The sequence below is a fragment of the Collinsella sp. TM10-22 genome (assembly GCF_003466125.1).
GTDB lineage: Bacteria > Actinomycetota > Coriobacteriia > Coriobacteriales > Coriobacteriaceae > Collinsella.
In genome coordinates this window covers 97,158-121,206 of sequence record NZ_QSOC01000007.1, presented here as the reverse complement: position 1 = coordinate 121,206, position 24,049 = coordinate 97,158, and the positions used below count along the sequence as shown (strand labels likewise).

Annotated in this window: 25 protein-coding genes and 6 tRNA genes; 25 read left to right on the top strand and 6 right to left on the bottom strand. The window is 57.9% G+C overall.

All coding sequences use genetic code 11. The annotated features are described in order from the left end of the window. Positions 1-199: 199 nt before the first annotated feature. The 22 genes from DXD94_RS08440 (at position 200) to folB (ending at position 17,563) form a co-directional block, all read left to right on the top strand. A tRNA-Leu gene (locus DXD94_RS08440) sits at positions 200-289 on the top strand. Between the two features lie 59 nt (positions 290-348). Continuing rightward, positions 349-2,694: a GAF domain-containing SpoIIE family protein phosphatase gene (locus DXD94_RS08435; RefSeq protein WP_117763798.1), complete on the top strand. Its 2,346-nt coding sequence runs from the start codon at positions 349-351 to the stop codon at positions 2,692-2,694. A gap of 81 nt (positions 2,695-2,775) precedes the next feature. Beyond that, positions 2,776-3,522 (top strand): anti-sigma factor antagonist, encoded by a 747-nt coding sequence (locus DXD94_RS08430; RefSeq protein WP_117735335.1) that lies wholly within the window; start codon positions 2,776-2,778, stop codon positions 3,520-3,522. A gap of 105 nt (positions 3,523-3,627) precedes the next feature. Further along, positions 3,628-3,703 (top strand) — tRNA-Gly (locus tag DXD94_RS08425). A gap of 35 nt (positions 3,704-3,738) precedes the next feature. Further along, positions 3,739-3,812: transfer RNA gene (locus tag DXD94_RS08420), tRNA-Cys, on the top strand. A 42-nt stretch (positions 3,813-3,854) separates the two neighbouring features. Continuing rightward, a tRNA-Gly gene (locus DXD94_RS08415) sits at positions 3,855-3,930 on the top strand. A 144-nt stretch (positions 3,931-4,074) separates the two neighbouring features. Next, positions 4,075-4,150 (top strand) — tRNA-Gly (locus tag DXD94_RS08410). A 3-nt stretch (positions 4,151-4,153) separates the two neighbouring features. Next, positions 4,154-4,228: transfer RNA gene (locus DXD94_RS08405), tRNA-Val, on the top strand. A 285-nt stretch (positions 4,229-4,513) separates the two neighbouring features. Then, complete coding sequence (locus DXD94_RS08400; protein ID WP_158564814.1) at positions 4,514-5,002, top strand: 4'-phosphopantetheinyl transferase superfamily protein; 489 nt, start codon at positions 4,514-4,516, stop codon at positions 5,000-5,002. A gap of 28 nt (positions 5,003-5,030) precedes the next feature. Continuing rightward, positions 5,031-5,648 (top strand): TetR/AcrR family transcriptional regulator C-terminal domain-containing protein, encoded by a 618-nt coding sequence (locus DXD94_RS08395; RefSeq protein ID WP_117735333.1) that lies wholly within the window; start codon positions 5,031-5,033, stop codon positions 5,646-5,648. 321 nt (positions 5,649-5,969) lie between these two features. Next, positions 5,970-7,256 carry a thiolase family protein gene (locus DXD94_RS08390; RefSeq protein ID WP_233502238.1) on the top strand — a complete coding sequence of 429 codons (1,287 nt, stop codon included), beginning with the start codon at positions 5,970-5,972 and terminating at the stop codon, positions 7,254-7,256. A gap of 38 nt (positions 7,257-7,294) precedes the next feature. Further along, complete coding sequence (locus DXD94_RS08385; RefSeq protein ID WP_117583871.1) at positions 7,295-7,717, top strand: Zn-ribbon domain-containing OB-fold protein; 423 nt, start codon at positions 7,295-7,297, stop codon at positions 7,715-7,717. Between the two features lie 105 nt (positions 7,718-7,822). Then, positions 7,823-8,056: an acyl carrier protein gene (locus DXD94_RS08380; RefSeq protein ID WP_055251381.1), complete on the top strand. Its 234-nt coding sequence runs from the start codon at positions 7,823-7,825 to the stop codon at positions 8,054-8,056. A 5-nt stretch (positions 8,057-8,061) separates the two neighbouring features. Beyond that, positions 8,062-9,069 (top strand): phosphate acyltransferase, encoded by a 1,008-nt coding sequence (locus DXD94_RS08375; RefSeq protein ID WP_117735332.1) that lies wholly within the window; start codon positions 8,062-8,064, stop codon positions 9,067-9,069. Positions 9,070-9,072: 3 nt separating this feature from the next. Next, the gene (gene buk / locus DXD94_RS08370; RefSeq protein WP_117735331.1) at positions 9,073-10,185 is read left to right on the top strand and encodes a butyrate kinase; all 1,113 of its coding nucleotides are present in this window, start codon (positions 9,073-9,075) and stop codon (positions 10,183-10,185) included. Positions 10,186-10,259: 74 nt separating this feature from the next. Beyond that, positions 10,260-11,459 (top strand): MFS transporter, encoded by a 1,200-nt coding sequence (locus DXD94_RS08365; RefSeq protein ID WP_117743879.1) that lies wholly within the window; start codon positions 10,260-10,262, stop codon positions 11,457-11,459. 100 nt (positions 11,460-11,559) lie between these two features. Continuing rightward, entirely contained in the window at positions 11,560-12,030 is a 471-nt protein-coding gene (locus DXD94_RS08360; RefSeq protein ID WP_117763796.1) for a hypothetical protein, read from the top strand. Positions 12,031-12,595: 565 nt separating this feature from the next. After that, positions 12,596-14,818 carry an anaerobic ribonucleoside-triphosphate reductase gene (gene nrdD, locus DXD94_RS08355; RefSeq protein ID WP_117743877.1) on the top strand — a complete coding sequence of 741 codons (2,223 nt, stop codon included), beginning with the start codon at positions 12,596-12,598 and terminating at the stop codon, positions 14,816-14,818. A 426-nt stretch (positions 14,819-15,244) separates the two neighbouring features. After that, entirely contained in the window at positions 15,245-15,826 is a 582-nt protein-coding gene (gene nrdG / locus DXD94_RS08350; RefSeq protein WP_117735327.1) for an anaerobic ribonucleoside-triphosphate reductase activating protein, read from the top strand. Between the two features lie 66 nt (positions 15,827-15,892). Further along, positions 15,893-16,450: a GTP cyclohydrolase I FolE gene (gene folE / locus DXD94_RS08345; protein ID WP_117735326.1), complete on the top strand. Its 558-nt coding sequence runs from the start codon at positions 15,893-15,895 to the stop codon at positions 16,448-16,450. 2 nt (positions 16,451-16,452) lie between these two features. Continuing rightward, positions 16,453-17,034 (top strand): HD domain-containing protein, encoded by a 582-nt coding sequence (locus tag DXD94_RS08340; RefSeq protein WP_199406644.1) that lies wholly within the window; start codon positions 16,453-16,455, stop codon positions 17,032-17,034. Positions 17,035-17,077: 43 nt separating this feature from the next. Continuing rightward, the gene (gene folB, locus DXD94_RS08335; RefSeq protein ID WP_117735325.1) at positions 17,078-17,563 is read left to right on the top strand and encodes a dihydroneopterin aldolase; all 486 of its coding nucleotides are present in this window, start codon (positions 17,078-17,080) and stop codon (positions 17,561-17,563) included. A gap of 6 nt (positions 17,564-17,569) precedes the next feature. Here folB and DXD94_RS08330 read toward each other — a convergent pair whose 3' ends face one another. Both DXD94_RS08330 and DXD94_RS08325 read right to left on the bottom strand, forming a co-directional pair. Further along, the gene (locus tag DXD94_RS08330) at positions 17,570-18,346 is read right to left on the bottom strand and encodes a M48 family metallopeptidase (RefSeq protein WP_158550238.1); all 777 of its coding nucleotides are present in this window, start codon (positions 18,344-18,346) and stop codon (positions 17,570-17,572) included. A gap of 74 nt (positions 18,347-18,420) precedes the next feature. Continuing rightward, the gene (locus tag DXD94_RS08325) at positions 18,421-19,434 is read right to left on the bottom strand and encodes a dipeptidase (RefSeq protein ID WP_117735323.1); all 1,014 of its coding nucleotides are present in this window, start codon (positions 19,432-19,434) and stop codon (positions 18,421-18,423) included. A 120-nt stretch (positions 19,435-19,554) separates the two neighbouring features. Between DXD94_RS08325 and DXD94_RS08320 the strand changes: the two genes are divergently transcribed. The 3 genes from DXD94_RS08320 to DXD94_RS08310 all read left to right on the top strand — a co-directional run bounded on the left by DXD94_RS08320 (position 19,555) and on the right by DXD94_RS08310 (position 21,446). Next, entirely contained in the window at positions 19,555-19,983 is a 429-nt protein-coding gene (locus DXD94_RS08320) for a peptidylprolyl isomerase (RefSeq protein WP_117735322.1), read from the top strand. A 3-nt stretch (positions 19,984-19,986) separates the two neighbouring features. Further along, a complete protein-coding gene (locus DXD94_RS08315) occupies positions 19,987-20,565 on the top strand; it encodes an urease accessory protein UreE (RefSeq protein WP_117743876.1) in 579 nt (192 codons plus the stop codon). Between the two features lie 83 nt (positions 20,566-20,648). Next, positions 20,649-21,446 (top strand): HAD-IIB family hydrolase, encoded by a 798-nt coding sequence (locus DXD94_RS08310; RefSeq protein ID WP_158550237.1) that lies wholly within the window; start codon positions 20,649-20,651, stop codon positions 21,444-21,446. A gap of 75 nt (positions 21,447-21,521) precedes the next feature. On the opposite strand, the gene DXD94_RS08305 is transcribed toward DXD94_RS08310, so the two are convergent. From DXD94_RS08305 to rnhA, 4 genes are all read right to left on the bottom strand, one after another. Further along, a complete protein-coding gene (locus DXD94_RS08305; protein ID WP_117799023.1) occupies positions 21,522-21,902 on the bottom strand; it encodes a Fur family transcriptional regulator in 381 nt (126 codons plus the stop codon). A gap of 61 nt (positions 21,903-21,963) precedes the next feature. After that, positions 21,964-22,365, bottom strand: a complete 402-nt coding sequence (locus DXD94_RS08300) for an acylphosphatase (RefSeq protein WP_117743875.1) — start codon at positions 22,363-22,365, stop codon at positions 21,964-21,966. A 2-nt stretch (positions 22,366-22,367) separates the two neighbouring features. Further along, positions 22,368-23,474, bottom strand: coding sequence for a Gfo/Idh/MocA family protein (locus tag DXD94_RS08295; protein ID WP_117763795.1), 1,107 nt, complete (start codon positions 23,472-23,474; stop codon positions 22,368-22,370). 75 nt (positions 23,475-23,549) lie between these two features. After that, entirely contained in the window at positions 23,550-24,035 is a 486-nt protein-coding gene (gene rnhA / locus DXD94_RS08290; protein WP_117763794.1) for a ribonuclease HI, read from the bottom strand. Between the last annotated feature and the right edge of the window lie 14 nt (positions 24,036-24,049).

Genomic DNA, 24,049 nt, shown 5'->3' with positions numbered 1-24,049 from the left:
GCAAAATATCGCTCCCCCTGCGGAATGCGCCGGGAGGCAACACCGATTCGGGACCGGACATACGAATCTACCTGTGCAATTACAAATTCGTAAACTTTTTTCAAAAAAGTGCTTGCGCAGCTCTCGAAACATAGGTTATTATCTTCCTCGTTGAACGCGCGGGTCCAACAAAACGAACCGCGAATCAACAACATAGCATGTCGGAGTGGCGGAATTGGCAGACGCGCTAGCTTGAGGTGCTAGTGACCGCTTTTTGGTCATGCGGGTTCAAGTCCCGCCTCCGACACCATCGCATTTGAGGAGCCTCTTCGGAGGCTTTTTTGTTACCGATAGACGGTGAGGTTCACGATGGAAACGCTTGAGCGCAACGAGTGGGCAGACGTTGCCCAGTTGGTCGAGATCACTAGCGATGCGGTCATCATCTGCGAGCTCGACGGAACCATTTTGCATGTGAATAATCGATTGCTCGACCTGATGTGTGAAGAGCGTCCCGATGTGATCAATGGCGACGTTAAAGATCTCTTGTACTCTTCGGCATTTGAGCGCGCGACAGAGCACCGTCTTCCGTTTGAGACCAATGGAACCGAGAGCGAGTTGATGCTCAAGCTAAGCGACGGTTCCTTTATTCCCGTCCTCGTTCGTGCCGGCTCGGTTACACCGCCTCGCATCTTTGGCCGCCGCGCGCCGCGCGTTCTGGTGGCGCTCCATAGCATCGAAGAACAGTATTCGCACGACCGTCAGCTCAAGCGCGCACTTTCGGAGCTCAGGGTGGCGAATAAGCGTCTCTCGGGCACGTTGTCGGTCATTATGAGCACGGTAGGCTCCGATGAGCTGCCCAGTTTGCTGGATACCGTTTTGAACCAACTTGTAGGAACGCTCGATGCCTCGGGTGCTGCCATTTATTTTTCTGAGAGCGGCGGGTTTAAGCTTCGCGGCGTTTCTAAGGAGCTGCATGACAGCTACCTGCCCGAGTTTATGCCGTATGGTGCAGGCATCCCGACGTATGTGCTTCGCGAGTCGCGTGCGTGCCGCTTGTCGATTCAACAGGACCTGGAGGGCGATCGAGTCGCCTCGGGTATGTTCATGGACTTGGACAATCGTTCTAAGCACCTGCTACGCGTGCAAGATATGCCCCCATATCGTAGCGAGATCTGCCTTCCCGTGTTTTACGGCACTCAGGTTCTTGGCGTATTGGAGGTCGGTTGGAAACGTCCGCAGGCGCCGCTTGCCTATGACGTCAACGTGCTCGAAGTCATTTGCGATTACCTGTCCATTCAGCTGGTCGGCATGGCATCGAGCCTGCGTTCGCGTCGTACGGCAGAGCTCGGCCGCTCGCTCAATGTGCTGCGTGATGAGTTGTTTGCCTATCTTGATGATCCTGTTGCCGCCTCGCGTGCCGTGTCGTCGGAAATCTGCGCCGTGCTCAATTGTCATTTCTGCCCCGTGGAGTATGATGCGGGCCTCGAATCCTATGTCATCGATTTTGAGGGCGGCAGTCGTGTGGCGTTGCCGGGCGATCCGGAGTCGCTCTTCTTTTCTGTCACGACGCCAGCGGCGCGCCTGGGGGCAACTTCTGATGGGTTCGAGACATCGGTGCTGGGCGGGACGAGCGCTGACGATCTTAAACACGTGCGTCTAACGCGTGTGGACGAATCCACGCCTATGGGTACATGGCTGAGGGCTCACGGCCTGCCGTGCCAGGGACTATATGTCGACTCTGGTATCGAGGCGGGGCGCTATCGCTTGGAGGCGGATGGCAAGCGAAGCAACGATGCGATTGTTCCCGCTGATGTCGCCAAGGGACCGACGACGCGCGCCTTGCTGCTCCGCGATGGCAGCCAGGAGCCAATCGACGATCTCGAATACGACTACATGGTGCATTTGGCGCACGACTTTGAGTTGATCTATGAGGGCGAGTCTCAAAAGCGCGAAGAGCGCCATATCGCTCAGACGCTTCAGATTGGCATGAGAAATTCGCTTAGTGACGTTCCGGGTATCGCAACCGATTCGGTATACCTATCGGCAACGAATTCGGCGTTGGTCGGCGGCGACTTCTATACGCTTGTTCGTCTTCCCGACGATTGCGCCGTTATGATTTTGGGTGATGTGTCCGGCAAGGGAATCGAGGCGGCGTCGATGTCGGCGCTCGTTAAGACAGCGTTGACGGCTTATGCCTGGGAGGGCGCGGGGCCCGCACGCATGGCCCGCTCGCTCAATAGTATGCTCATGGGCTTTTCGAGGGTCGAGACGTTTGTGACGGCGTTTATCGCCAAGATCGATCTTAAAGCGGGCCGAGCTACCTATTGCTCGGCGGGACATCCTCCCACCATGGTCATCAGACCGTCGTCGACGCCGCTTGGCGGCACGGAAGCCCGAGGGGGAGAGGTGGAGCTCCTTGGGTGTCAATCGGGCGTAATCGGTGCCTTTGAAAGCATGGTGTACGAGACGGGCGCCTTTACGTTCGCTCCTGGTGACATGCTCTTTATGTATACCGACGGAACGATTGAAGCACGCGATCGCTCGGGTGCTTTCTTTGGCGAGCAGCGCCTTCGCGACCTTCTGCTCTCTGTCTCGGGTGAGGGCGTATCGGGAATCTGCGGTAAGGTCTTGGGCGAGCTTGACCGCTTTACCGAGTCGGCGCTGGACGATGACATCGCGCTGGTTTCCCTTGAATTTTTACGAGGTCGATCGTAGACCGCGACGCTTGACGGGCAAAATCTTCGCAGTTACAGATACGTATGCATCGAGCGAACTCTTTTGGGGAACCATGGTCGTATGAATGAGTGGAATGACATAGCGGTTTTGACGCCACCGGGCGATATCGACATCGCCTCGGTGACCGCGTTGCGCCGACGGTTGGATAATTTGATCGGCCGGGGCGTGCGTCGTGTTGTCATCAATTGCCAGACTGTGAGCTTCATCGATTCGACGGGCTTGGCGTTTTTGCTCACGCGTGCCAGGGAGCTCATGAGGCGCGAGGGCTTGCTTTCGCTTGTTAATGCGTCCGATGAGGTTGTTCGCTTTTTGGAGATTGCCCGACTTGTCGACATCCTCCATGTTGCAGGGCCGCCGCGCGAGTCAATTCCTGCCATTCCGGTGGGGGAGTTGCCGCGCTGGAGCAAGAGCGTCGAGGTGCGCCAGGGCATCGAGAATCTTCCGTACTACCGACACCGTATTGCCGAGCTGCTTGAATCGCTTCCGCTGCGTCGTGACGAGCGCTATGACGTCGCATTGGCATCGGGCGAGGCGCTGGGCAACGCGTATGACCATGCGGACGGTATCGGATGCATCCTGACGGTTCAGGCCTACGGCGATCGCGTCGTGATTGAGGTCGTCGACCGTGGGGCGGGCTATTCGATCGACGGGTCGAGTGAGCCGGTTACGACTGAGGAACGCGGGCGTGGAATCAAGCTCATGCGCATGTTGGTCGACAACGTGGAGGTTGCCCGTCGTACGGATGGTGCCGGTACGCGCGTTCGGATGGTCAAGCTGTTTAGCGGAACGTTGGAATCGTGCGCCTAGTAAATCGTTTTGACATGTTTATCTGCCAAGAGCATGTGGCGGACAACTTTTTTGAAAAAAGTACTTGCGTCTTTTGGGCAACTCGCGTAAATTAATAACCCGCAAGCGGACATGGCTCAGTTGGTAGAGCACAACCTTGCCAAGGTTGGGGTCGCGGGTTCGAGCCCCGTTGTCCGCTCCATTGCATTTCCGGACCGTCTCAAGCGGTCCTTTTTCGGCGAAGTGGCCAAGTGGTAAGGCAGAGGCCTGCAAAGCCTTTACCCCCGGTTCGAATCCGGGCTTCGCCTCCAGGCAACATCCGGGCGCTCCGGCGCCCGTTTTGTTTTACATATGCGGACATGGCTCAGTTGGTAGAGCACAACCTTGCCAAGGTTGGGGTCGCGGGTTCGAGCCCCGTTGTCCGCTCCAAGCGCAACAGCCCGACTACCACGGTAGCCGGGTTTTTTCGTACCCGTTGTTTCGTACCCGTTGCTTGGCCTCGAACTTTTTTCAAATTATTCGAAAATAGTTCTTGCATTTGGGTGGATCATCCCGTATATTAAATCCTTGCAGGCGGACATGGCTCAGTTGGTAGAGCACAACCTTGCCAAGGTTGGGGTCGCGGGTTCGAGCCCCGTTGTCCGCTCCATTTGGGCGTTTAGCTCAGGGGGAGAGCGCTTCCCTGACACGGAAGAGGTCAGAAGTTCAAATCTTCTAACGCCCACCAAATGTTCGCAGCTCAGAGGCTATGTCCTCTGGGCTGTTTTGTTTTGGTCGCCAAATCGCCGGCAAAAGGTACCTCGATTCATGAAAGAGCGGTTCTGAGCGTCTGTTTAGCCTTGTCATCTCAATCGAGTGGGGGTTGACCATTTTGAATATAACCGTACATCTCGTTGATGTTTCTGCGATCGATCTCGGCGAGACCGTTGATATGGCATTAATCGCGGGACGCTATGCCTTACGTGCTTCCAACGGTGATCTCCCAATTGCGTCTCGGAGGGAAGCTGCAGGCGTGGGTCTGCTGCTTCGCGACGCCCTGGGTGTCTTCGACGACGCCCAGCTTGCGCGTTCTGCTTTCGGCAAGATCGAGCTTGCGGATGGGGAGGCACCCTCTATTTCCATTTCACATGGCGGAAGCGTGGCCGTCCTCGCTGTTTCCGATGTTGCTCGGTCGGTTGGAGGACCTATTGGCGTGGATATCGAGGCGATCGATGAGATTGCTCCCGTTGCGGTTGGGCGTATGGTGAACGATGACGAGCGCGCGTGGATTAACGCTGCTCCCAATTTGCAAGAACGCAATCTTCGCATGAGTCAGACGTGGACGAGCATCGAGGCCATCCTCAAGGCTGAAGGCGTGGGGTTTTCGATTGACCCTCGCAAAGATGGCATGCCCGGCGGATGGAATACTTCGTCGGTGACATACGGTCGCTGTCTCATCTCTTGTGCGGCACGCTCTAAGCCTCGTATCGTCGTCAAGGAGCATGCCTTTCGGGTAGCATAGGAGCCAATCGCCAATAGGGAAGGCCGCCATGTCACTGAACGCTCAAAACGATATTGCTTCACGGATCGAGGATGCCGTCTTTGAACTTATGGCGACAACTCCGGTGCAGTCGATTAAGGTGGCCGAGGTACTTCGCCTTGCCCATACATCCAAATCGACGTTCTATCGCTGTTATCGCTCTGTCGATGATGTGGTTAAACGTTTTGAAGATGAGCTGCTCCAGAATATGCAGGACATCAATGATGTTGCGCTGGAGGCTCGCTTTGGCGATGCGCAGCTGGACCCTACGCCCACGATGATCAAGCGCATGGAGATCCTCAAGACTAATCGCTCGAAAGTTTTGGCGCTTAACAGCGATAACGGCGACCCCGTGTTTGCTCACAAGGCAACGATCTTTATGCATGACTATTTTCGCAATCGGCTTCGCTCGACATTTTCCGATGAAACGGACCTCGACCTGTATCTAGCATTTGCGCTTGCGGGCCACCATAACCTCATTCAGTATTGGCTCGAGGCCCGGCCCGACCTTGAGGCGCGCACCGTTGCCGCCGCCCTCAATCGCATGTTCTACGCACCGCTCTTTGTCGACGATGCATCGCGTCATCAACACCCACGTATTCCCGATTTTGAAAGGCCAGTCGCGTGAGCGGTCGATATTTGGGGATAAACGGTTGTATTCAGGGCGAGTTTTAGATATCTCTGATCATTAGCTCAAATAATACGAGTCCGTTTATCTGCTATTTGGAACGCTTAGCCCCGATGCGTCCCATATGATGGGACACATCGGGGCTTTTTGTCTCACGTGTCTCGTTTAACCCCTCATAAACTAAAGCTACGTTCAAAAGAACCACTGCAGTAGTTCAACGTGTGACGGCACAGAAAAGCCGCGAGCGCTCTCTCACCTTCGCTCGCGGCCGGACTGCGCCATCACTCCGTACACCTTCACATGATTAGGATGTGATATTCAGTGGTTACGCTCGGAAAGAACATGCGCAGCGTCTCGATTGTAGGCGTGGGCTGCACCCCGTTCAAGGATTTTGAGGAGCATCCCGAGACCCAGGGTATTGGCGAGGGCGAGGCGTTTGGCTATGCGGCCCTCGAGGCAATTGCCGATGCCGGTCTTGAGCCCCGCGATATCGACTTTTTCTATCACGGCAGCGCCAATCCGTATCTCGTTGGCGATTGCATTACCCCCAACATGCAGGTTGCCGATTGGTTTGGCGTTCGTGCCAAGGGCTCCGTCCATCATTCCGAGGCTTGCTGCACGGGTTACGTCGCCCTTGAGCAGGCCGTGATGGCGGTTGCTTCCGGTGCTTACGACGTTGTCCTTACGGGTGCCTGCGATTTGGCTTCGACTCTTCCCGTCGAGCATATGCCCTCCCATATTCGTCAGGACTTTACGCTCGACGTCATGATTCCCTCGCTCGATAAGATCTATGACCGCGCGTATGGTCGCCCGCTCGACGGCGCCTTTGGCGTGTCGTTCGACAACTGGATCAACGAGTATTCGATGCAGTACGACCTTACCGCCGATCAGATTGATGACGCCCTGAACGGCCTTACCAAGAGCCTTCGCCGCGGTGCCGTCCTGAATCCCCTTGCCTGGTACGAGACTACGGTCGAGGAGGACGCGAAGGCAGCCGGGTTCGATACCGCCGACGAGTATCTCAAGAGCATGTATAACCCGCGCGTTACGCAGTACCTGCGTGTTACCGGCTTTGAGAAGAAATGCGACGGTGCCGCAGCTGTTGTCGTGATGCCCACGGAGAAGGCCAAGGCCATGGGCGTGCCGTATGCGCCTATTGAGGTTTTGGGTACGGGCGCTTCTGCGGTCGAGGCCGGCCTGCTTCACAACGAGCACTGGGCTACCGAGCTTGCCGCCAAGCAGGTCTACGACCTTACCGGCGTGAGCCCCGACGAGATCGACCTGTTTATGTGCAATGACTTCTTCCTTGCTTCCGAGATCGTCTCGGCTGAGGAGTGCGGCTATATTCCGCGCGGCGAGGCTTGGAAGTACGCGATCGATGGTCGCACCGCTTTTGACGGCGATAAGCCCATCAACCCGCACGGTGGTCGTTGCAACTTCGGTCACGCCCATGGTGCATCCGGCATCGCCGATATCGTTGAGGCCGTCAAGCAGATGCGTGGCGTCGCCGGTGCTACCCAGATGAAGAAGGTTCCCGAGACGGCGTTCCTGCGCGGTTTTGGCGGTTCTCAGAACGTGCGCTGCCAGATTCTTCGTACCGTCGCCTAAGCGACCGCGGTTTTCGATTTCCCATAAGGAGTATTCTCATGCAACTCAAAGATATGGAGCCCGTGGTCAAGAAGTTCTACACGGGTCTTGAAGAGGGCATCTATTGGGCGCGCCAATGCCCCGAGTGCGGAGCCGTCGAGTTTCCGCCCCACCTTGCCTGCAATGCCTGCGGCTATCACAAGACCGATTGGGTCCAGGTTTCCGGTCACGGCCATCTGATCGATTTTACCTTGCCTGGTCCGCAGAACGACAAGCCCTACCTTAAGGAGTATGGCAAGTACGCCTACGGCGCCGTTGATATCGACGAGGGTTCTCAGTACACCTACGTCATCTACGGCATTACCAAGAAGAAGGCCCCCGAGATTCGCGCCAAACTCATGGCGGGCGAGACCGTTGGCGTCCATGCCAAGGTCATCGACCGTCCGGGCTACAAGGAGCTTACGTTCGAGCTTGACGACTAAGTTTTCACCCTTGTAACAATTCGATTCCTCTCTTAGGCCACGGCGGGACCCATGTCTCCAGCCCGCCGTGGTCGCCCCTCTTTTTTATCTTAGAAAGGCTTTGCCATGAACGAAGAACTCACTCAGCAGATCTGCGATTTTGCCAAGTCCGCCTACAACTATGACGGCGATGTGACCCCCGAGACGACGTTCGAGACCCTGGGCAAGGGCTCGATGAAGATGATCGCCCTGACGTCCATGATCGAGAACGAGCTCGATGCCGAGGTTCCCGTTCGCGAGGTCATGGTCATGAAGACCATCGGCGAGCTTATCGAGCGCACTGCCGAAGAGATGGAGTAACTGCCATGGACCTGATGCAGACCCTGCGCGAGCAGGCTGCCGCCAAGCCTATGCGCGTTGCTTTTCCCGAGGGCGAAAACGAGACCATGATGCAGGCGGTCGCAAAGATCGCCGCCGAGCATCTTGCCGAATGCGTGCTGGTTGGCGACGGCGGTAAGCTCAAGGAGCTTGCCGACGAGCGTGGTATCTCCCTTGACGGCATCGAGATTGTCGATGTGACCGACGAGGAGGCGAACGCCGCTTGTTGCGAGCGCTACCTTTCTCATCCGGATTGCAAGTTTAAGCCCAAGGGCGCTGCGCGCCGTATGACGCGTCCGCTTGAGCGCGCCCTGATTTTGCAGGTGCTCGGCGATGTCGACGTTATGTTCGCCGGTATCGATAACGCTACGGGCGATATCATCCTGGCGGGTCAGGCCATCGTCGGTCTTGCTGACGGGGTGGACACTGTGAGCTCGTGCGGTATCGCCGACATTCCCAACTGGAACGGCGGCGAAGGTGGCCTTTTGGCTTTTGGCGATTCTGCCGTTTGCGTTGACCCCACGAGCGAGGAGCTTGCCTCGATCGCGATTTCGTCGAGCGAGACGGTGCGCTCTCTGACCGGATGGGATATCCGTTGCGCGTTGCTTTCGCATTCGACTGACGGTTCGATGGACAATGAACTTGTCGACAAAGTGCGCCGTGCTCGCGAGATTGCCAACGATCGCCGTCCCGATCTTGCCATCGACGGCGAGTTCCAGTTTGATTCGGCAATTAACCCCAAGGTTGCGGCCAAGAAGGTGCATCGTGAGTCCGCTGTTGCGGGCCAAGCCAACGTGGTCATCTGGCCCGATATCAACGTGGGCAATATCGGCGTCAAGATCATCCAGAATCTGACCGGCGCCAATGCTTACGGTCCCATGCTTCAGGGCTTCAAGAAGATCGTGTGCGATTGCTCGCGCTCTGCGCCCGTCGATGAGATCGTCGGCAACGTGGTGATGAGCTGCGTGCGCGCTCAGGCGCTTAAGGAGGCTTAAGGTATGTCCGATAAAAAGACTCCCTGGCGCATCCTGGTAATCAACCCGGGTTCCACTTCCACGAAGGTGGGCGTTTTTGAGGGCGATGAGTGCAAGCTCAGTAAGAACGTTGCGCACGATGCGAAGGACCTTGCCCAATTCGACGGGGTTTCGGCTCAGATGCCGTATCGCTGCGATCTGATTCTCGGGGCACTGGAGGAGGCGGGCCTAAAGCTCGAGGTCTTTGATGCTTTTGTCGGTCGCGGCGGTGGCTTGCTTTCGCTGCCCGGTGGTACGTATGCCATCAATGAGGTCATGCTCGAGCATGCTCGCGTTGGCGCAAATGGCATTCAACACCCGGCGCAGCTGGGACCCCAGATTGCCTACGAATTTGCCGTGAAATGTGGCAAGCCCGCCTTTGTGGTGAATCCTCCCGATACTGACGAGCTGTGCGACCTCGCACGTATGACGGGCATTAAGGGCGTGTATCGAAACGTGCATCTGCACGCCCTTAATCTCAAAGAGACCGCCATCCGCCATGCGGCAAAGCTCGGTTGCCCCTATGATGAGTGCAACTTCATCGTTTGCCATATCGGCGGCGGCATCTCTATCTCGGCTCATCTTAAGGGCAAGATGGTGGACGGCAACGACATCGTCGGCGGCGAGGGCCCCATGGCACCGACGCGCTGCGGATCGGTTCCCGCGATCGAGGTCGCAAAGTACACCGCGGAACACGGCCTTGATGTCGCCCGTGCCCATTGCATGAAGACCGGCGGTTTTGTCGATCTTTTGGGTACCTCCGATGCCATCGAGGTGTGCGAGCGTGCCGCTGCGGGCGATAAGGCTGCAGCTCGCGCCTGGGATGCAATGGTTTACCAAATCTGCAAGTGGATTGGCGAGATGGCCTGTGTGCTGAAGGGCGACGTCGACGGCATCTTGCTCGGAGGTGGCATGGTCCACAGCAAGGAGCTCGTTGCCTCGATTGAGGAATGCTGCTCTTGGATCGCCCCCGTGTCGGCTTATCCCGGCGAGTTTGAGCTCGAGGCGATGGCGTCTGGCGCTTGCCGCGTGCTCGATGGTGTCGAGGAAGCGCTCGTGTACAGCGGAGAACCCGTGTTCACCGGATTCAACGACTAATAGTGCTGTGTTTGGGGCGGCCGCTGGTGATGCCTGGCCGCTCCGACCCTTTTCTTTAAGTGTAAGGATGGATCATGGATAAAAGCAAGATCAAGTACCTGGTGGGCATTTATGCTGCCGCCATGTGCATTATGGGCATGTTGGTGCCCGTCCCCATCGTGGCCTCTGTCGCGGCGGCGTTTCCCAACGAGAACATCGCTGCCGTTCAGATGATTATCGGCATCATCCCGTTGATGATGGCGCTGTCCGCCATGCTCGTGTCTTCCCAGCTCGCTTCGCGCGTGTCCAAGAAGAAGACGACGCTCGTCGGTCACGTTATCGTGATGCTGGCAGGCGTCTCGGTGCTGGTGTTCCACGACTCGCTCGGCCAAGTCTTAGCGGCTTCTGCTGTCATGGGCCTTGGTCTCGGTGCCGTGCAGAATTCAACGGACGCTCTTATCGCGGATTACTTTGGCGGAAAGCAGCGTTCGTTTGTCATGGGCATCTACTCCACCTTTGTTGCTCTTGGCGGCATTATCTGGACCATGGTGTCCGGTATTTTGGGTTCCGCCGAATGGTTTCATAGCTATGCGGCGTACTTCATCATGATCATTTTCATCGTGATTGAGGCTGTTTGTCTTCCCGAGGGTCATCTTGAGCCCAAGCGCAAGGTCAATGTGTTTGCCAATATGCCTAAAGAGGTCGCGATTATCACGCTCATGAGCTTTGTGTTCGTACTCACGTTCCAGCTCTTCAGCTCCAACGTTTCGCTGCTTGTTGTGGGTCGCGGCTTTGGCGGTACCGTGGAGGCCGGTCTTGCCTCTACCGTTATGACCGTTGCCGGTATTGCGGCTGGTCTTTTGGTCGGTCCGCTGTTTGCCAAGTTTAAGAACCTGGCTATGCCGATTGCGTGGGGCGTGACGCTCGTTGGCCTGGGCCTGACGCTGGTTGCGCCCGCCTTTATGGTGCTGTGCGTTGCGGGCTTTGTCGTTGCGCTAGGCAAGGAGACCTACGTGCCGCTGGAGGGCAATTTTGCCGCCGGCAACTCTGCCCCCGAGGGACGTGCGTTTAACCTTGCCATTGGCATGGCCGGCATCAACTTTGGCATGGCACTGTCTCCCATTGTGTTTGAGGCCGTGACGTCGCCGTTTGGTGCGACGATTGACCAGAAGTTCATCGCCGGCATGATCGTCTGTGCGGCTTGTGTCGTCTTTGGCGCCATCAAGTATCGCAAACTCACCCCGGCCCAGCTTGCCGAGGCCGAGAAGATGGCGGCCGGCGGCGAGGCGGAGTAGCCGTTCGAGTAGTTGCTTTGCCGCACATCATGTTTTATCGGGGCCGCCGACATATGCCGGCGGCCTTCTTTCTATCAATGACTTTGAAAGGCTTACGGCTATGAAGTTACCTGTCAACCGCGTTACCGGTATTCTCAACGGCTTCTTTAACCCGCTATTGCTCTGCGCGTTTCTCCCCATCATTGAAGGGGCGCCCGGCTTGGATCTGACGAGCCCCACGGGCTTTTGGGGACAACTCATCGTGGCCACGGTGATCGCCGAGGTTCTGAGCGCACTCCCGCTGTTTGGCAAAACGGTTGGTATGTGCCTGGACTTTTTTGGTTTTGAGCGGGGGAGTGCGTCACACAAGATCGCCGGTACGGTCATCGGTGCCACGCTCCTTTTTATGGTAATCGGTTTTGGCGAGATTGCCTTCCGGGGAGGATTCGGAACGATTGAAGGCCGTACGTTCTTCGCGCGTTGGGCAGGTCTTGTCACAAAGGGGTGGGCTTTTGTGGTTATCGCCGGCGTGCTGCTCGATCCCTTTACAGCGGCTCTCGGCCGCATGGCAGCTCGCGAAGAGAAGAAATAGTTCCTCGTCTATCGAATGCCGGCGGACGGGGTGCCGGGGCTGCAGTCTTCCGAGCGTTTGCAGTCCTGTCACTCCGTCCGCCGGCATTCGACCGCAACATGTTGGTCAAGCATAATCTTTTGGATTCTTTTGGCGTGAGCGGCTTGGTTTTGGTAGGATTTGTCGGCGGCTTGACTAAGGGGGTTTTATAACTGCCATGCAGGTAGCCGTGTTGGTAACGTTTTACCGACTTGCCAAGAGCCCCTCATAATTTATGTGTCTGCAAAATGACCAATTGCTTTGACCTGCTAAAACACTATATGTTGTGTTTGATCTAAAAAAAGAATACAGGATATAGATGCGTCTTTGTCGTATGATAGATGGCGGACAGAGAACGAAGGCCTTAACTGCCTCTTTTGAACGTGTCCCCGAGCCGCTTGATCGGCTCCTGGGCATGTCCGCATGGAGGCATATGGTTTATCGAGAACACAGATTGCGCGACGGCGCCGCAAGACAGGGGCACGCCCTGCCGGGCATCGTTTGGCTCTGAAGCGCAATGAGACTACGACGCGAAAGAGGCAAGAGGATGAAGATCATCAAGCGCAGCGGCACCGAGGTCGTCTTTGACATCGAAAAGATCGTCAATGCCATCCGCGCCGCAAACTTGGAGGTCGAGGAGAGCTCTCGTCTAACCGACCGTCAGGTGGTTTATGCGGCACAAAACGTTGCCGAGGCATGTGAGAATGCCGGACACACCGTTTCGGTCGAGGAGATCCAGGATTTGGTCGAGGACGAGATCATGCGTCTCGACTGCTACGAGGTTGCCCGCCACTACATCATCTATCGCTATGTTCAGAGCCTGAAGCGCCAGAAGAACACGACCGATGACAAGATTCTGTCGCTCATCGAGTGCAACAACGAAGAGGTCAAGCAGGAGAACTCCAACAAGAACCCGACCGTCAATTCCGTCCAGCGTGACTACATGGCCGGCGAGATCTCCAAGGATCTGACTCAGCGTGTGCTGCTGCCCCAAGAGATCGTGGATGCCCACAATGAGGGCCTGATCCACTTCCACGATTCCGACTACTTTGCCCAGCACATGCATAACTGCGACCTTGTGAACCTGGAGGATATGCTCCAGAACGGTACTGTTATCTCGGGTACGCTGATTGAGAAGCCGCACAGCTTCTCGACGGCCTGCAACATCGCGACACAGATCATCGCCCAGGTTGCATCCTCCCAGTATGGCGGCCAGTCCATCTCGCTGACCCATCTCGCTCCCTTTGTTGAGGTGAGCCGTCAAAAGATTCGCGGCGAGGTCACCCGCGAGCTCGAGGAGCTCGGCGTTTCCGCATCCCCCGAAAAGGTTCGCGAGGTTGTTGAGGACCGTCTGCGTGACGAGATCCGTCGCGGCGTCCAGACGATTCAGTATCAGGTCGTGACCCTTATGACCACCAACGGTCAGGCGCCGTTCGTGACGGTCTTCATGTATCTCAACGAGGCTCGTTCAGCGCAGGAGAAGCACGACCTTGCCATGATTGTGGAGGAGACGCTCCGTCAGCGCTATGAGGGCGTTAAGAACGAGGCCGGCGTGTGGATCACTCCGGCGTTCCCCAAGCTTATCTACGTGCTCGAGGACGATAACGTTTACGAGGATTCCCCGTACTTCTACCTGACTCAGCTGGCTGCGAAGTGCACCGCCAAGCGCATGGTGCCCGACTACATCTCCGAGAAGAAGATGCGCGAGCTCAAGCTGTCGAAGGGCGAGACCGCGGGCAACGGCGACTGCTATACCTGCATGGGTTGCCGCAGCTTCCTGACGCCCGACCGCTCCGGTAACGGATTTAACAACGTGGCCAACGCGCTTAACTATGACCCGAACAAGCCCAAGTACTACGGTCGCTTTAACCAGGGCGTTGTGACCATCAACCTGCCCGATGTCGCGTTGAGCTCGCATCAGGACATGGATAAGTTCTGGAAGATCTTCGACGAACGTCTTGAGCTGTGCCATCGCGCCCTGCTGTGCCGTCATGAGCGTCTGATGGGTACGCTTTCGGATGCCGCACCGATTCTTTGGCAGTACGGCGCCCTGGCGCGTCTGAAGAAGGGCGAGACGATCGACAAACTGCTCGTGGGCGGATACTCCACCATCAGCCTGGGCTATGCCGGCCTGTATGAGTGCGTCAAGTACATGACGGGCCACAGCCACACCGAGAAGGAGGGCACGCCCTTTGCCATGGCCGTCATGCAGCGCATGAACGACAAGTGCGCCGAGTGGAAGGCGGAAAGCGATATTGACTTCTCGCTGTACGGGACCCCGCTTGAGTCGACGACCTACAAGTTCGCCAAGTGCCTACAGCGTCGTTTTGGCATCATCCCAGGCGTGACGGACAAGGGCTACATCACCAACAGTTACCACGTCCACGTGTCCGAGGAGATCGACGCATTCGACAAGCTCAAGTTCGAGGGCATGTTCCAGCAGCTTTCGCCGGGCGGTGCCATCTCCTATGTCGAGGTTCCCAACATGCAGGACAACCTCAAGGCTGTCATCCGCGTGATGCAGTACATCTACGACAACATCATGTACGCCGAGCTCAACACCAAGAGCGACTACTGCCAGGTGTGCGGCTACGATGGCGAGATCAAGATTGTCGAGGATGACGGCAAGCTGGTGTGGGAGTGCCCCAGCTGCGGCAACCGCGACCAGGAGAAGATGAACGTCGCCCGTCGTACGTGCGGCTACATCGGTACCCAGTTCTGGAATCAGGGTCGAACCGAGGAGATCCGCGACCGCGTGCTGCATCTCTAATAATCATCCCAGGCTGTCCCGTAGCGAGGCCCCGGACCTTTACTCGCTATTTCGGACAGTCCTGGCTCACGACGGAGGCGCCACTGGCGCCTCCTGTTCGTGCGGAACTCATATCGAGCAAAGGTCCGGGGCCTCGCTACGGGACAGCCAAGTTGATGTAGCTGAGATGCAGCATGCGGTCTGCTCACCCCTCGAAGTTCTTAGCGGAAATGAGTTGACTTGCAACAACGCTTTGCTTGCGATGACGGTTGAGCTGCAACCCAGTTTTTATTGGACCTCGAACCCTATGCTCGATGTTCGCTTCGTTCATTGAGTTACCCTTTGCATGAGGCCGGGACATATCGTCCCGCCCGCAGTTTCGCAGGCCGCAGGCCGAGAATGTTTGAGGACGGGATGATATGTCCCGGCCTCCCGGGAGAGTTACCTATGAACTATGCGAACATTAAGTATTTCGACATTGCTGATGGGGAAGGCGTCCGCACTTCTCTGTTTGTGAGCGGGTGCCGTCGTGGGTGCAAGAATTGCTTTAACTCCGTCGCGTGGGACTTTGCCGCGGGCGAGCCGTTCGATCGTGCCGTCGAGGACAAGATTATCGAGAGTCTCGATCATCCCTTTATTGACGGCCTGACGATTCTGGGCGGCGAGCCTATGGAGCCCGAGAATCAGGCGGGGCTCGTTGAGTTTGTTGAGCGTGTTCGTGCCGCTTATCCTGCGGGGTCAGGAAAGACCATTTGGTGTTTTACCGGCGACGTGCTCGAGGAGCTTATGCCGGGCGGTCGCCACCATACCGAGGCAACGGATCGTATCCTTGCCTGCCTCGATATGTTGGTGGATGGCCCGTTTGTTCAGGATCTGTACGATATCTCATTGCGCTTTAGGGGTTCGAGCAACCAGCGCGTGATCGATATGAACGCTACGCGTGCCCGTGCTGAGCGCGAGGGCGTTGCGCTTTGTGATGCGGTTGAACTTTGGCGTGATGATCCGGTCTATTCGACCCATACTATGTAGCTTGTGGTCGATGCCGGAGGGCGTGGTACCATAGCGCGAACGTGAAATCGGAAAAGTGAGGCCCAGATGGTCGATCAGGAAAAAGTCGAGGCCGCCATTAAGCTGTTGCTTGAGGGCATAGGCGAGGACCCAACTCGTGAGGGCCTGCTGGAGACCCCGGCGCGCGTTGCCCGTATGTATGGCGAGATTGCCGGCGGTATGGACCAGAGTGCCGAGGAGCATCTGTCCAAAACTTTTGCCGTCGCTTCGAACGATTTGGTTATCGAGCGCGACATCACGTTTTACTCGCTGTGCGAGCACCATCTGCTGCCGTTTTGTGGCAAGGCTGCGATCGGCTATATCCCTAACGGTCGCGTGGCTGGGCTTTCTAAGCTTGCTCGCACGGTTGAGGTCTACGCCCGCCGTCTGCAGCTGCAGGAGCAGCTGTGCGCGCAGGTTGCCGATGCCCTCATGGATTATCTCGCTCCCCAGGGAGCGATTGTGCTCATGGAAGCTGAGCATATGTGCATGACCATGCGCGGCGTGCAAAAGCCTGGCACCAAGACCGTGACGCTCGCTCGCCGCGGCGTCTTTGAGACCGATCCCGCGCTCGAGGAGCGGTTCTTTAGGATGCTGGGCCGCTAGCCATGAGAGTCGTCAACGACTTTACATCGAAGACCGATGAGGGAACGTCGCGTCGCGGCTTTATGGCTTCGGGCCTGGCCCCTTTTGGATCCATGCCTCGCATCGATTACATTTGTGCCAACGGGCTGTTCCGGCGGCACCTGGGCAATATTGCACAGCTGGAATCGGGGCGCATCTTCTGCCGCCACGGTATTGACCATCTTCTCGATGTCGCTCGCATTATGTGGATCAAGAATCTCGAGGAACAGCTCGAATTTGACCGCGAGGTCATCTACGCCACGGCACTTCTTCACGATATCGGCAAAGATGAACAGTATGAATCGGGTATATCCCATGATGTTGCAAGCGAGCGCGTCGCTGATGCAATACTCGCCGGCATGCCCGGTGACGTGGCGTTTGAGCCGGCCGATACCGCAGCCATTAAGACGGCCATTTTGGGCCATCGAAAGTTGCGCGTGAACAGCCAACCGCTTGAGCGTCTGCTCTATGCAGCCGACAAAGCGTCGCGTGCCTGCTTTGCATGCCCCGCGCGCAATGCTTGCAATTGGAGCGATGATAAAAAGAACCTGTCGATTCGCGTGTAGTTAGTTTGCGCGGTCGGGGTTCTAAACGAAGGAGACGATCGCGATGAGTAACAAGAAACTGCCCGAGAATGCAACCAAGGTTGAGGGTGCCGAGCTCGCCCGCCGTGGAAGGGGCGAAATATCCACCGCAACGGCGGTGCCTCACGTGAGCTATGACGATTTGCGCCATGCCGATCGTATTGTCATTGACGGCCTTGAGGTTTTTGCCAACCATGGCGTGTATCCCGAGGAGAACGCGCTGGGTCAGAAGTTCATCGTTTCTCTGGTGCTCTATGCCGACCTGCGCGCGGCGGGGGAGCACGATAACCTGGATGCCTCGATTGACTATGGCTCGGTGTGCCACGATGTCGATGGCTATCTGCGCGAGCATACGTTTAAACTCATCGAAGCGGCAGCCGAGGGGACAGCCCAGATGCTGCTACGTCGTTACCCCCTGCTGCTTGGTGTGCGCATCAAGCTCGATAAGCCGTGGGCTCCTGTTGGCCTGCCTCTGGCAAGCTGCGGCGTCGAGATCGAGCGCGTGCGCTAACCGGTTCTAATACGTCTCTATGGGTGGCTGCTTGAGCCGCTGCGACAGGGCTCTATTGTTGGGGCAGTACGTGTCGAGCAGGGTGTGGAACCGCTGGTTGTGGCTCGGCTCGAGTAGATGGACGAGCTCGTGGGCAACAACCATGTCGAGGCATTCGACAGGGTAGGCGGCGAGCTCGCGCGCGATGCGAATGGCGCCGGATTTGGGCGTGCAGGAGCCCCAGCGCGTCTTCATACTGCGCACGGAGGCGCGGGAGACGGCGACGCCCATTGCGATTTCGTATGCGTGCACAATATCGCGCAACGCTGCGGTGACCTCGGACGTATAGAGCTGGTCGATGTGGGTTTGGAGCTCGTCGGACGTTAGGCCGTCGAGGATTGCGCACCGCTTGGCCTGTGGGCCTTCGTTCGATTCGTCGGTACCCATAAAACTTGCGAAGGTGGCCTGCTTGGGCCGCGGTGCGGGTGATGCAAAGTTATGATCGAGCGCGTCCTGTACCGTGATGGGCTTGCCCCAAAGCGCAATGATGGACGAGGGACTGCGCGGCTCTCGCGCCGTCGCCTGACGTTGCTCGCGCTGGACAAGTCGGCTGATAATCCAGGCGCTGTTGCGCTTCACAAACGCTTCGATACGCTCGCGGCTGGCGCCGATCGGTGCGCTGGCGTGGACCTCGCCGCTCGATGTGACGCGTAGGTTGAAGTTCTTGACGCGCTTTTTGGTAACGACGACGGGGATGGGCGTCCCATCCGGTCGGGATACGGAAATCGTAAACTGCTGCGTCAAAAGCGGTCCTTCAGATTGGGGACGGGCTGGCATGTCGACCGTTCGGCATGCCGGCCCGCTCAGGGGATGTGAAATTAATAACGCTCAAAGAAGGCAAGTGCGTTGTCGCTGCAGAGCTTCTGCATCACGGTCTTGCCAAAGTGCTTGGAGAGCATGTTCTGGAATTCTGGCATCTTGCTGGCATCGGAGAGGAAGGCGGGTACCTTGGCGCCGTCCCAGTCGCCGCCGAGCGCGATGACGTCCTCGCCACCCAGGTCAAGCCAGTGTTCGATATGCGCCGCCAGCTGGTCGAAGGTGACGTCCGCGGCGGTCTCGTCGGTTGCGCTGTTGGATAGGAACTCGCTGCAGTAGTTGAGGCCGACGATGCCGCCCATGTCGCGAATGGTGCGGAACTGGTCGTCGGTGAGGTTGCGCTTGACGCCGCAGACGGTGCGGGAGTTGGAGTGGCTGGCGACGAAGGGGCGCGTGGCGCGGGCGACAACCTCGTTAAAGCACTCATCGTTGAGGTGGGAGACGTCGAGCACCATGCCGGCGTGCTCCATCTGCGTAAGCGCCTCGATGCCGGCGGCGGTGAGGCCGGCGTGGGTGTCGTGGCCGCTCGCGAGCGGTCCCTGCGCGTTCCAGCTAAGCGAGGACATGAGTACGCCCAGGCTCTTGAGCACTTCGATCAGCGCGGGGTCCTCGGCAAAGAACGTGGCGTTTTCGATGGTATGGATGCAGGCGACCTTGCCGTCTTTGAGCGCGGGGCGAATGTCTGCGGCGCTGCGCACGTTGACCATACGGTCGTGATTGAGCATGGCCTGGCCGCTCATGTGCGCCATGATCTGCGCCTGGAAACGCGCGGCGTGGGCGGCGGGAATCTCGTCGGGGACAAACGTGGCGAAGCACTGTGCCCACGGCGTGTTGCCGATCTTTGCGAGCGAGATGGCGCAGGCGTTGCCCTCGATGAGGTCGAAATCTTGCGGATGCGTTTCGTCGCCGGGGAAATAACCGTCGGTGCCGGCGGTAAAGCGCAGGTCGAGATCGAGCGTGGCCCAGCCGATGCGGTCGGCGGTGTCGCAGTGTAGGTCGAATACGGGATATGCCATGGTTCCTCCGGTTGCAGCGTTTCTTTGCAAACTGTCTTTGAATTGTATGACTAGGGTATAGTTAGCGCCATATGTTCACGGCGGCCCGCGTTGTGCGCCGCCCTTATCACGGAGGTTACCATGTCCAACCAGGGCAAGAAGGTCAAGACCCATTATCGCGGCACGCTCGACGACGGCACGCAGTTCGATAGCTCCTACGATCGCGGCGAGCCGCTGGAGTTCACCTGCGGCGCCGGTCAGATGATCAAGGGCTTCGACGCCGCTGTTGTCGACATGCAGGTGGGCGAGAAGAAGACCGTGCACATTCCTGCTGCCGATGCCTACGGCGAGCACAACCCCGAGATGGTTCTGACCTTCCCGGCCGAACAGGTTCCCGACATCGAGCAGATCGAGAAGGGCATGAAGCTCTTCCTGTCCACGCCGAGCGGTATGCCCGTCCCCGCCGTGGTCATCGACGTAACGCCCGAGGCCGTGACGCTCGACGCCAACCACGAGCTCGCCGGCAAGGACCTCAACTTTGATATCGAGCTCGTCGAGGTCGAGGACTAGTTGATGCCCGCGGACCTGGTAGCTACGGAGCGCTTGGGAAATCTCAACGACCCGTCCTATGAACTTTTGCTTCGTCGGGAGCTGGGCGGTGTCTTTGAGACTGACGAGCTGCTGCTCGATTGGGACCAGGCTGACACACGCGCGTTTGCGGGCATGACGGAGCTGGGGCGCACGGTGAATGTCCAGCTGGATGCCGCCGACGTTGAGCGCCTTGCCGACGGCGACGTGCTCGCTGTCGACCGCACGGGTGCGGTGCCCGTGGCGGTTGTCGTGCGTCTGCGTAGCGCCGAGGTCTATTTGGTCGAAATTGACCGCATGGACCCGATTGCGCTCGCGCATGCGTGCTGGGAGATCGGCAATATGCACGCGCCGCTTTTCCGAGGCGACTCGGACGAGCATACCGTGCGCATGTATACGCCGGTGCAGCCTGTTTTGGGCCGCATGCTCCGGGGTATTGAAGGCGTTCGGCTCTCGGTGGTTACCCGTGAACTCGATGCGGGCCGGCGCTTTGCGTCGAGTGCGGCGGATGCCGTTGTGAGTATGGCTCCAGACTTTACGATCGTAAAAAAGGCGCGCGATTAACGTGTGTATGAGTAAGACGGACTTTGAGAGGCAACTATTCAAAGTTCGTCTTTCTGTTGATGAGATGCTGTGGGGGAAAGCATATGGGTCTTGAAGGAATCAAGCTGATTGCATGCGATTTGGACGGCACGTTGCTGCATCCGGGGGAGCGCGAGCCGCGTTCCGAGGCCTTTGAGCTCATCGACGAACTGCATCGTCGCGGTATCGTGTTTATGCCGGCGAGCGGCCGTCAATATGCGAGCTTGCGCTATCTGTTTGCCCCGGTGGCCGATGAGCTCGCCTATGTATGCGAAAACGGAGCCCTGGTGATGAGCGAGGGGCGTGCCGTTGTCAAGCGTTCCATGGAGCGTAGCCTTGCTATGGATATCGCGAATGCCGTGGTTGCGTATCCCCATGCCGACGTGACCCTTTCGTGTGAGGGACACCTCTACACCATGAGCGGCAACGATGCGTTCGTCGACCATTTGCGCTATGAGGTCCACTGCGATGTGGCGGTGGTCGACCGCCCCGAGGACATCGACGAAGACGTCATTAAGATTGCCTTCCAGACGCCCGAGGCGGAGCAGCCGGCGGCGCTGGAGTATTTCGTGCGTCGCTTTAGCGACCGGGTCGATGTGATGACGTCGGGAACCGAATGGACGGACTTTATCGGCTTTGATTCGGGCAAGGGGTCCGCGCTTGCCGATTATGGCCGTGCGCTGGGGATCTCATCCAACGAGATGATGGCATTTGGCGACAATGAAAACGACCGCGACATGCTCAACGTGGTGGGTCATCCCTGCCTGATGGAGAACTGCAACCCCACTATGCGCGGTATCAATGACCGCGTCCGCTATGTGCGTACGGTCGAAGAAGAGCTGCATCGCTTGCTTGCTGAGTAGATATTTGGGACATGCCTAGAAATCTACTTTTGCCGTAATCGGTGGAAAGGTAGATTTTAAGGCATGTCCCAAAAACTACCTACAGTTAGGGCAGAGGCCCTCGAAGATCGTGTAGTGCGAGGTGACGTTCCAACCGATTTGTTCGGATGCCTTGGTATCGAGCTGGGCATCGAAGGGGAGCGGCACATCGATGACGCGGCCGCACGAGGTGCAGATGATATGCGCATGCGGCTCGATGGTGCGATCGAAACGGCTGCCGCCCGGCGTCTTGATGGAGAGAATCTCCCCGGCATCGGCCAAGAGGTTGAGGTTGCGGTACACCGTGCCGCGGCTGATCTTGTCGTCCTGTTCGCGCACGGCGTTGTAGATCTCATCGGCGGTGGGATGGTTATAGCTTTGGCGCACGGCATCAAGAACCAGCTTCCGCTGCTTGGTGTTTCTTCTTTGCACGGCCATGCGCCTCACCTCTTTTCCGTCACGGTAGGTAAGTAAATGATACCGTATTTAGCACACAATACTAATAGTGAGGGTCGAAACCATCTTCACCGGTAAGCGTGGCGCGGGCTTGTGCGTCCTCGAGGCGAAAACGAATGCCCATTCGCTCGTAGGAGGCGTGGAGTGCTTCGAGGTGAGACAGGATATTCGCAGGCGCGCCTTGTACCTCCATTTCGACCGAACCGTCTTCCATATTGCGTACCCAGCCGGTGAGTGCGTGTGCCTGTGCGAGATTGGTGTTGGTAAAGCGAAAGCCGACGCCCTGGACTTGGCCCTCCCACCGAAGAAAATAGCGCTGAGGGGCGTTTTGAGTGGCCGTGTCGCTTACCAACACCGTAAGCCTGCGCCGCAGTTCGAGCTCAACGCCGGACGGTTTTTGAGGCTCTCGATTGACGCCGGAGAAGAACTTGTCAAGAAAGCCCATCGCTAGGCCTGCTTCTCAGAGTCTGCGGGGAAGGCGATGCCGGCCTGCTGGCGCACGGCATCCATGATACGCAGCGAGACAAGCGTGACATCGCGATAGTGGCCAAGTTCATGGCGCCCGGCCGGCGTTTCCCAAATCTCTTCGTTGACGTTGTCGATGCCGCTGATGGCGGTGATAAAGTCGGCGAGCTCGTACTCCATGGTGTTATTCGATTTGGGCAGGTCGAGCACAATGCCGCTGTCATCCTGCTCGCGTGGGGCCTCGGTCGCCGATCCGCGCACGACGTCACCGCGATAGTCGATGCGTACGTTGCGGGGCGTGGACAGATGGTCGATCTGGATGGTGCCTCGCTCGCCTTCGATTTGCGAGGGCAGCAGGTCATTCGTGATCTTGGAATGCGCGAGTTCAACCGAGATACGACCGCCGCCGTAACTGGCAAGGATGGAGCCGCAGCCGTCAATGGGCCCGTGCGTGAGCTTTTGCGTGGCAGGGTCGAGCAGCGTGGTCATGCTGGCGATGCCGGAGGGCATGCCGAAGATCTCGACCATGGGCTCGACGGTATAGACGCCGATGTCCATAAGGGAACCCGATGCCATGTGGCAGTCGAAGATATTGGTGGCGCGTCCTGCGAGAATCTCGTTGTAGCGCGAGGAGTACTTACCAAAGCGCAGCGAGGCGCGGCGAATGGGCGCGATTTCGCCCAGGGCGTCCTCGATGGCATGGAAGGCGGGGTCGTGGAGCGGGCGCATAGCCTCGAGGGCAACGACGCCGGCGGCCTCGGCGGCACGGAAGACCTCGAGCGCCTGTGCCTCGGTGGCGCAGAAGGGCTTTTCGACGATGACGTGCTTGCCACCGGCGATGCAGGCGAGCGCCTGTTTGTGGTGAAGTGCGTTGGGACTGCCAATATAGACGGCGTCGACGTCGTCGGCGGACGCAAGCTCGTCAAGTGCGGTGAAGTTACGCTCGCCGCCGTGCTTAGTGGTGAAGGCGGCGCCGCGATCTGCATCGCGCGAAAGCGTGCCCACAAACGCGGCTTGGTCGTTGGCGTTGACGACCTGGATAAAGTCGTCGGTAATCATGGATGTGCCGATGGTCGCTATACGCAGCATGTATCCCCCTCGTGCCGTTCGGTTTACAGGATGAGTGTAGCGCGAGGGGGCAGGAAATAGCGTGCGAAAACGCCGTTACAGGTCGCTCTCGATAAAGCCGGCGTCGATATCGAGGTTGCTGCCGTCGGCCGCCGTGGTGGCAAGCTCGTCGCAGCGCTCATTGAGCTCATGGCCGGCGTGGCCCTTAACCCAGATGAACTCCACTTTGTGCTTGCTCTTTGCGGTGAGCAGGCGCTCCCACAGATCGCGGTTCTTGACAGGCTGCTTGTTGGCGGTCTTCCAGCCGCGTTTTTTCCAGCCGTCGATCCAGTGCTTGTTAAAGGCGTTGACGACGTACTGCGAATCGGAATGGACTTCGACGTCGCAGGGGCGGTTGAGCGCCTCGAGTGCCACGATGACTGCCATGAGCTCCATGCGGTTGTTGGTGGTCTTGGCGTAGCCGCGTGAAAGCTCGGAGGTGAAGGTCTTGCCGGCGGGGTTGGTGTATTTGAGCACGGCGCCGTAGCCGCCGCGTCCCGGATTTGATCGGGCCGAGCCGTCGGTATGGATGATGACCTTCACATGGTTCCTTTCGT

Coding starts and splice junctions, on each gene's coding strand:
- DXD94_RS08435 (WP_117763798.1), top strand. CDS start 349: ATGGAAACGCTTGAGCGCAACGAGTGGGCAGACGTTGCCCAGTTGGTC.
- DXD94_RS08430 (WP_117735335.1), top strand. CDS start 2,776: ATGAATGAGTGGAATGACATAGCGGTTTTGACGCCACCGGGCGATATC.
- DXD94_RS08395 (WP_117735333.1), top strand. CDS start 5,031: ATGTCACTGAACGCTCAAAACGATATTGCTTCACGGATCGAGGATGCC.
- DXD94_RS08385 (WP_117583871.1), top strand. CDS start 7,295: ATGCAACTCAAAGATATGGAGCCCGTGGTCAAGAAGTTCTACACGGGT.
- DXD94_RS08380 (WP_055251381.1), top strand. CDS start 7,823: ATGAACGAAGAACTCACTCAGCAGATCTGCGATTTTGCCAAGTCCGCC.
- DXD94_RS08375 (WP_117735332.1), top strand. CDS start 8,062: ATGGACCTGATGCAGACCCTGCGCGAGCAGGCTGCCGCCAAGCCTATG.
- buk (WP_117735331.1), top strand. CDS start 9,073: ATGTCCGATAAAAAGACTCCCTGGCGCATCCTGGTAATCAACCCGGGT.
- DXD94_RS08365 (WP_117743879.1), top strand. CDS start 10,260: ATGGATAAAAGCAAGATCAAGTACCTGGTGGGCATTTATGCTGCCGCC.
- DXD94_RS08360 (WP_117763796.1), top strand. CDS start 11,560: ATGAAGTTACCTGTCAACCGCGTTACCGGTATTCTCAACGGCTTCTTT.
- nrdD (WP_117743877.1), top strand. CDS start 12,596: ATGAAGATCATCAAGCGCAGCGGCACCGAGGTCGTCTTTGACATCGAA.
- nrdG (WP_117735327.1), top strand. CDS start 15,245: ATGAACTATGCGAACATTAAGTATTTCGACATTGCTGATGGGGAAGGC.
- folE (WP_117735326.1), top strand. CDS start 15,893: ATGGTCGATCAGGAAAAAGTCGAGGCCGCCATTAAGCTGTTGCTTGAG.
- DXD94_RS08340 (WP_199406644.1), top strand. CDS start 16,453: ATGAGAGTCGTCAACGACTTTACATCGAAGACCGATGAGGGAACGTCG.
- folB (WP_117735325.1), top strand. CDS start 17,078: ATGAGTAACAAGAAACTGCCCGAGAATGCAACCAAGGTTGAGGGTGCC.
- DXD94_RS08325 (WP_117735323.1), bottom strand. CDS start 19,434: ATGGCATATCCCGTATTCGACCTACACTGCGACACCGCCGACCGCATC.
- DXD94_RS08320 (WP_117735322.1), top strand. CDS start 19,555: ATGTCCAACCAGGGCAAGAAGGTCAAGACCCATTATCGCGGCACGCTC.
- DXD94_RS08315 (WP_117743876.1), top strand. CDS start 19,987: ATGCCCGCGGACCTGGTAGCTACGGAGCGCTTGGGAAATCTCAACGAC.
- DXD94_RS08310 (WP_158550237.1), top strand. CDS start 20,649: ATGGGTCTTGAAGGAATCAAGCTGATTGCATGCGATTTGGACGGCACG.
- DXD94_RS08305 (WP_117799023.1), bottom strand. CDS start 21,902: ATGGCCGTGCAAAGAAGAAACACCAAGCAGCGGAAGCTGGTTCTTGAT.
- DXD94_RS08300 (WP_117743875.1), bottom strand. CDS start 22,365: ATGGGCTTTCTTGACAAGTTCTTCTCCGGCGTCAATCGAGAGCCTCAA.
- DXD94_RS08295 (WP_117763795.1), bottom strand. CDS start 23,474: ATGCTGCGTATAGCGACCATCGGCACATCCATGATTACCGACGACTTT.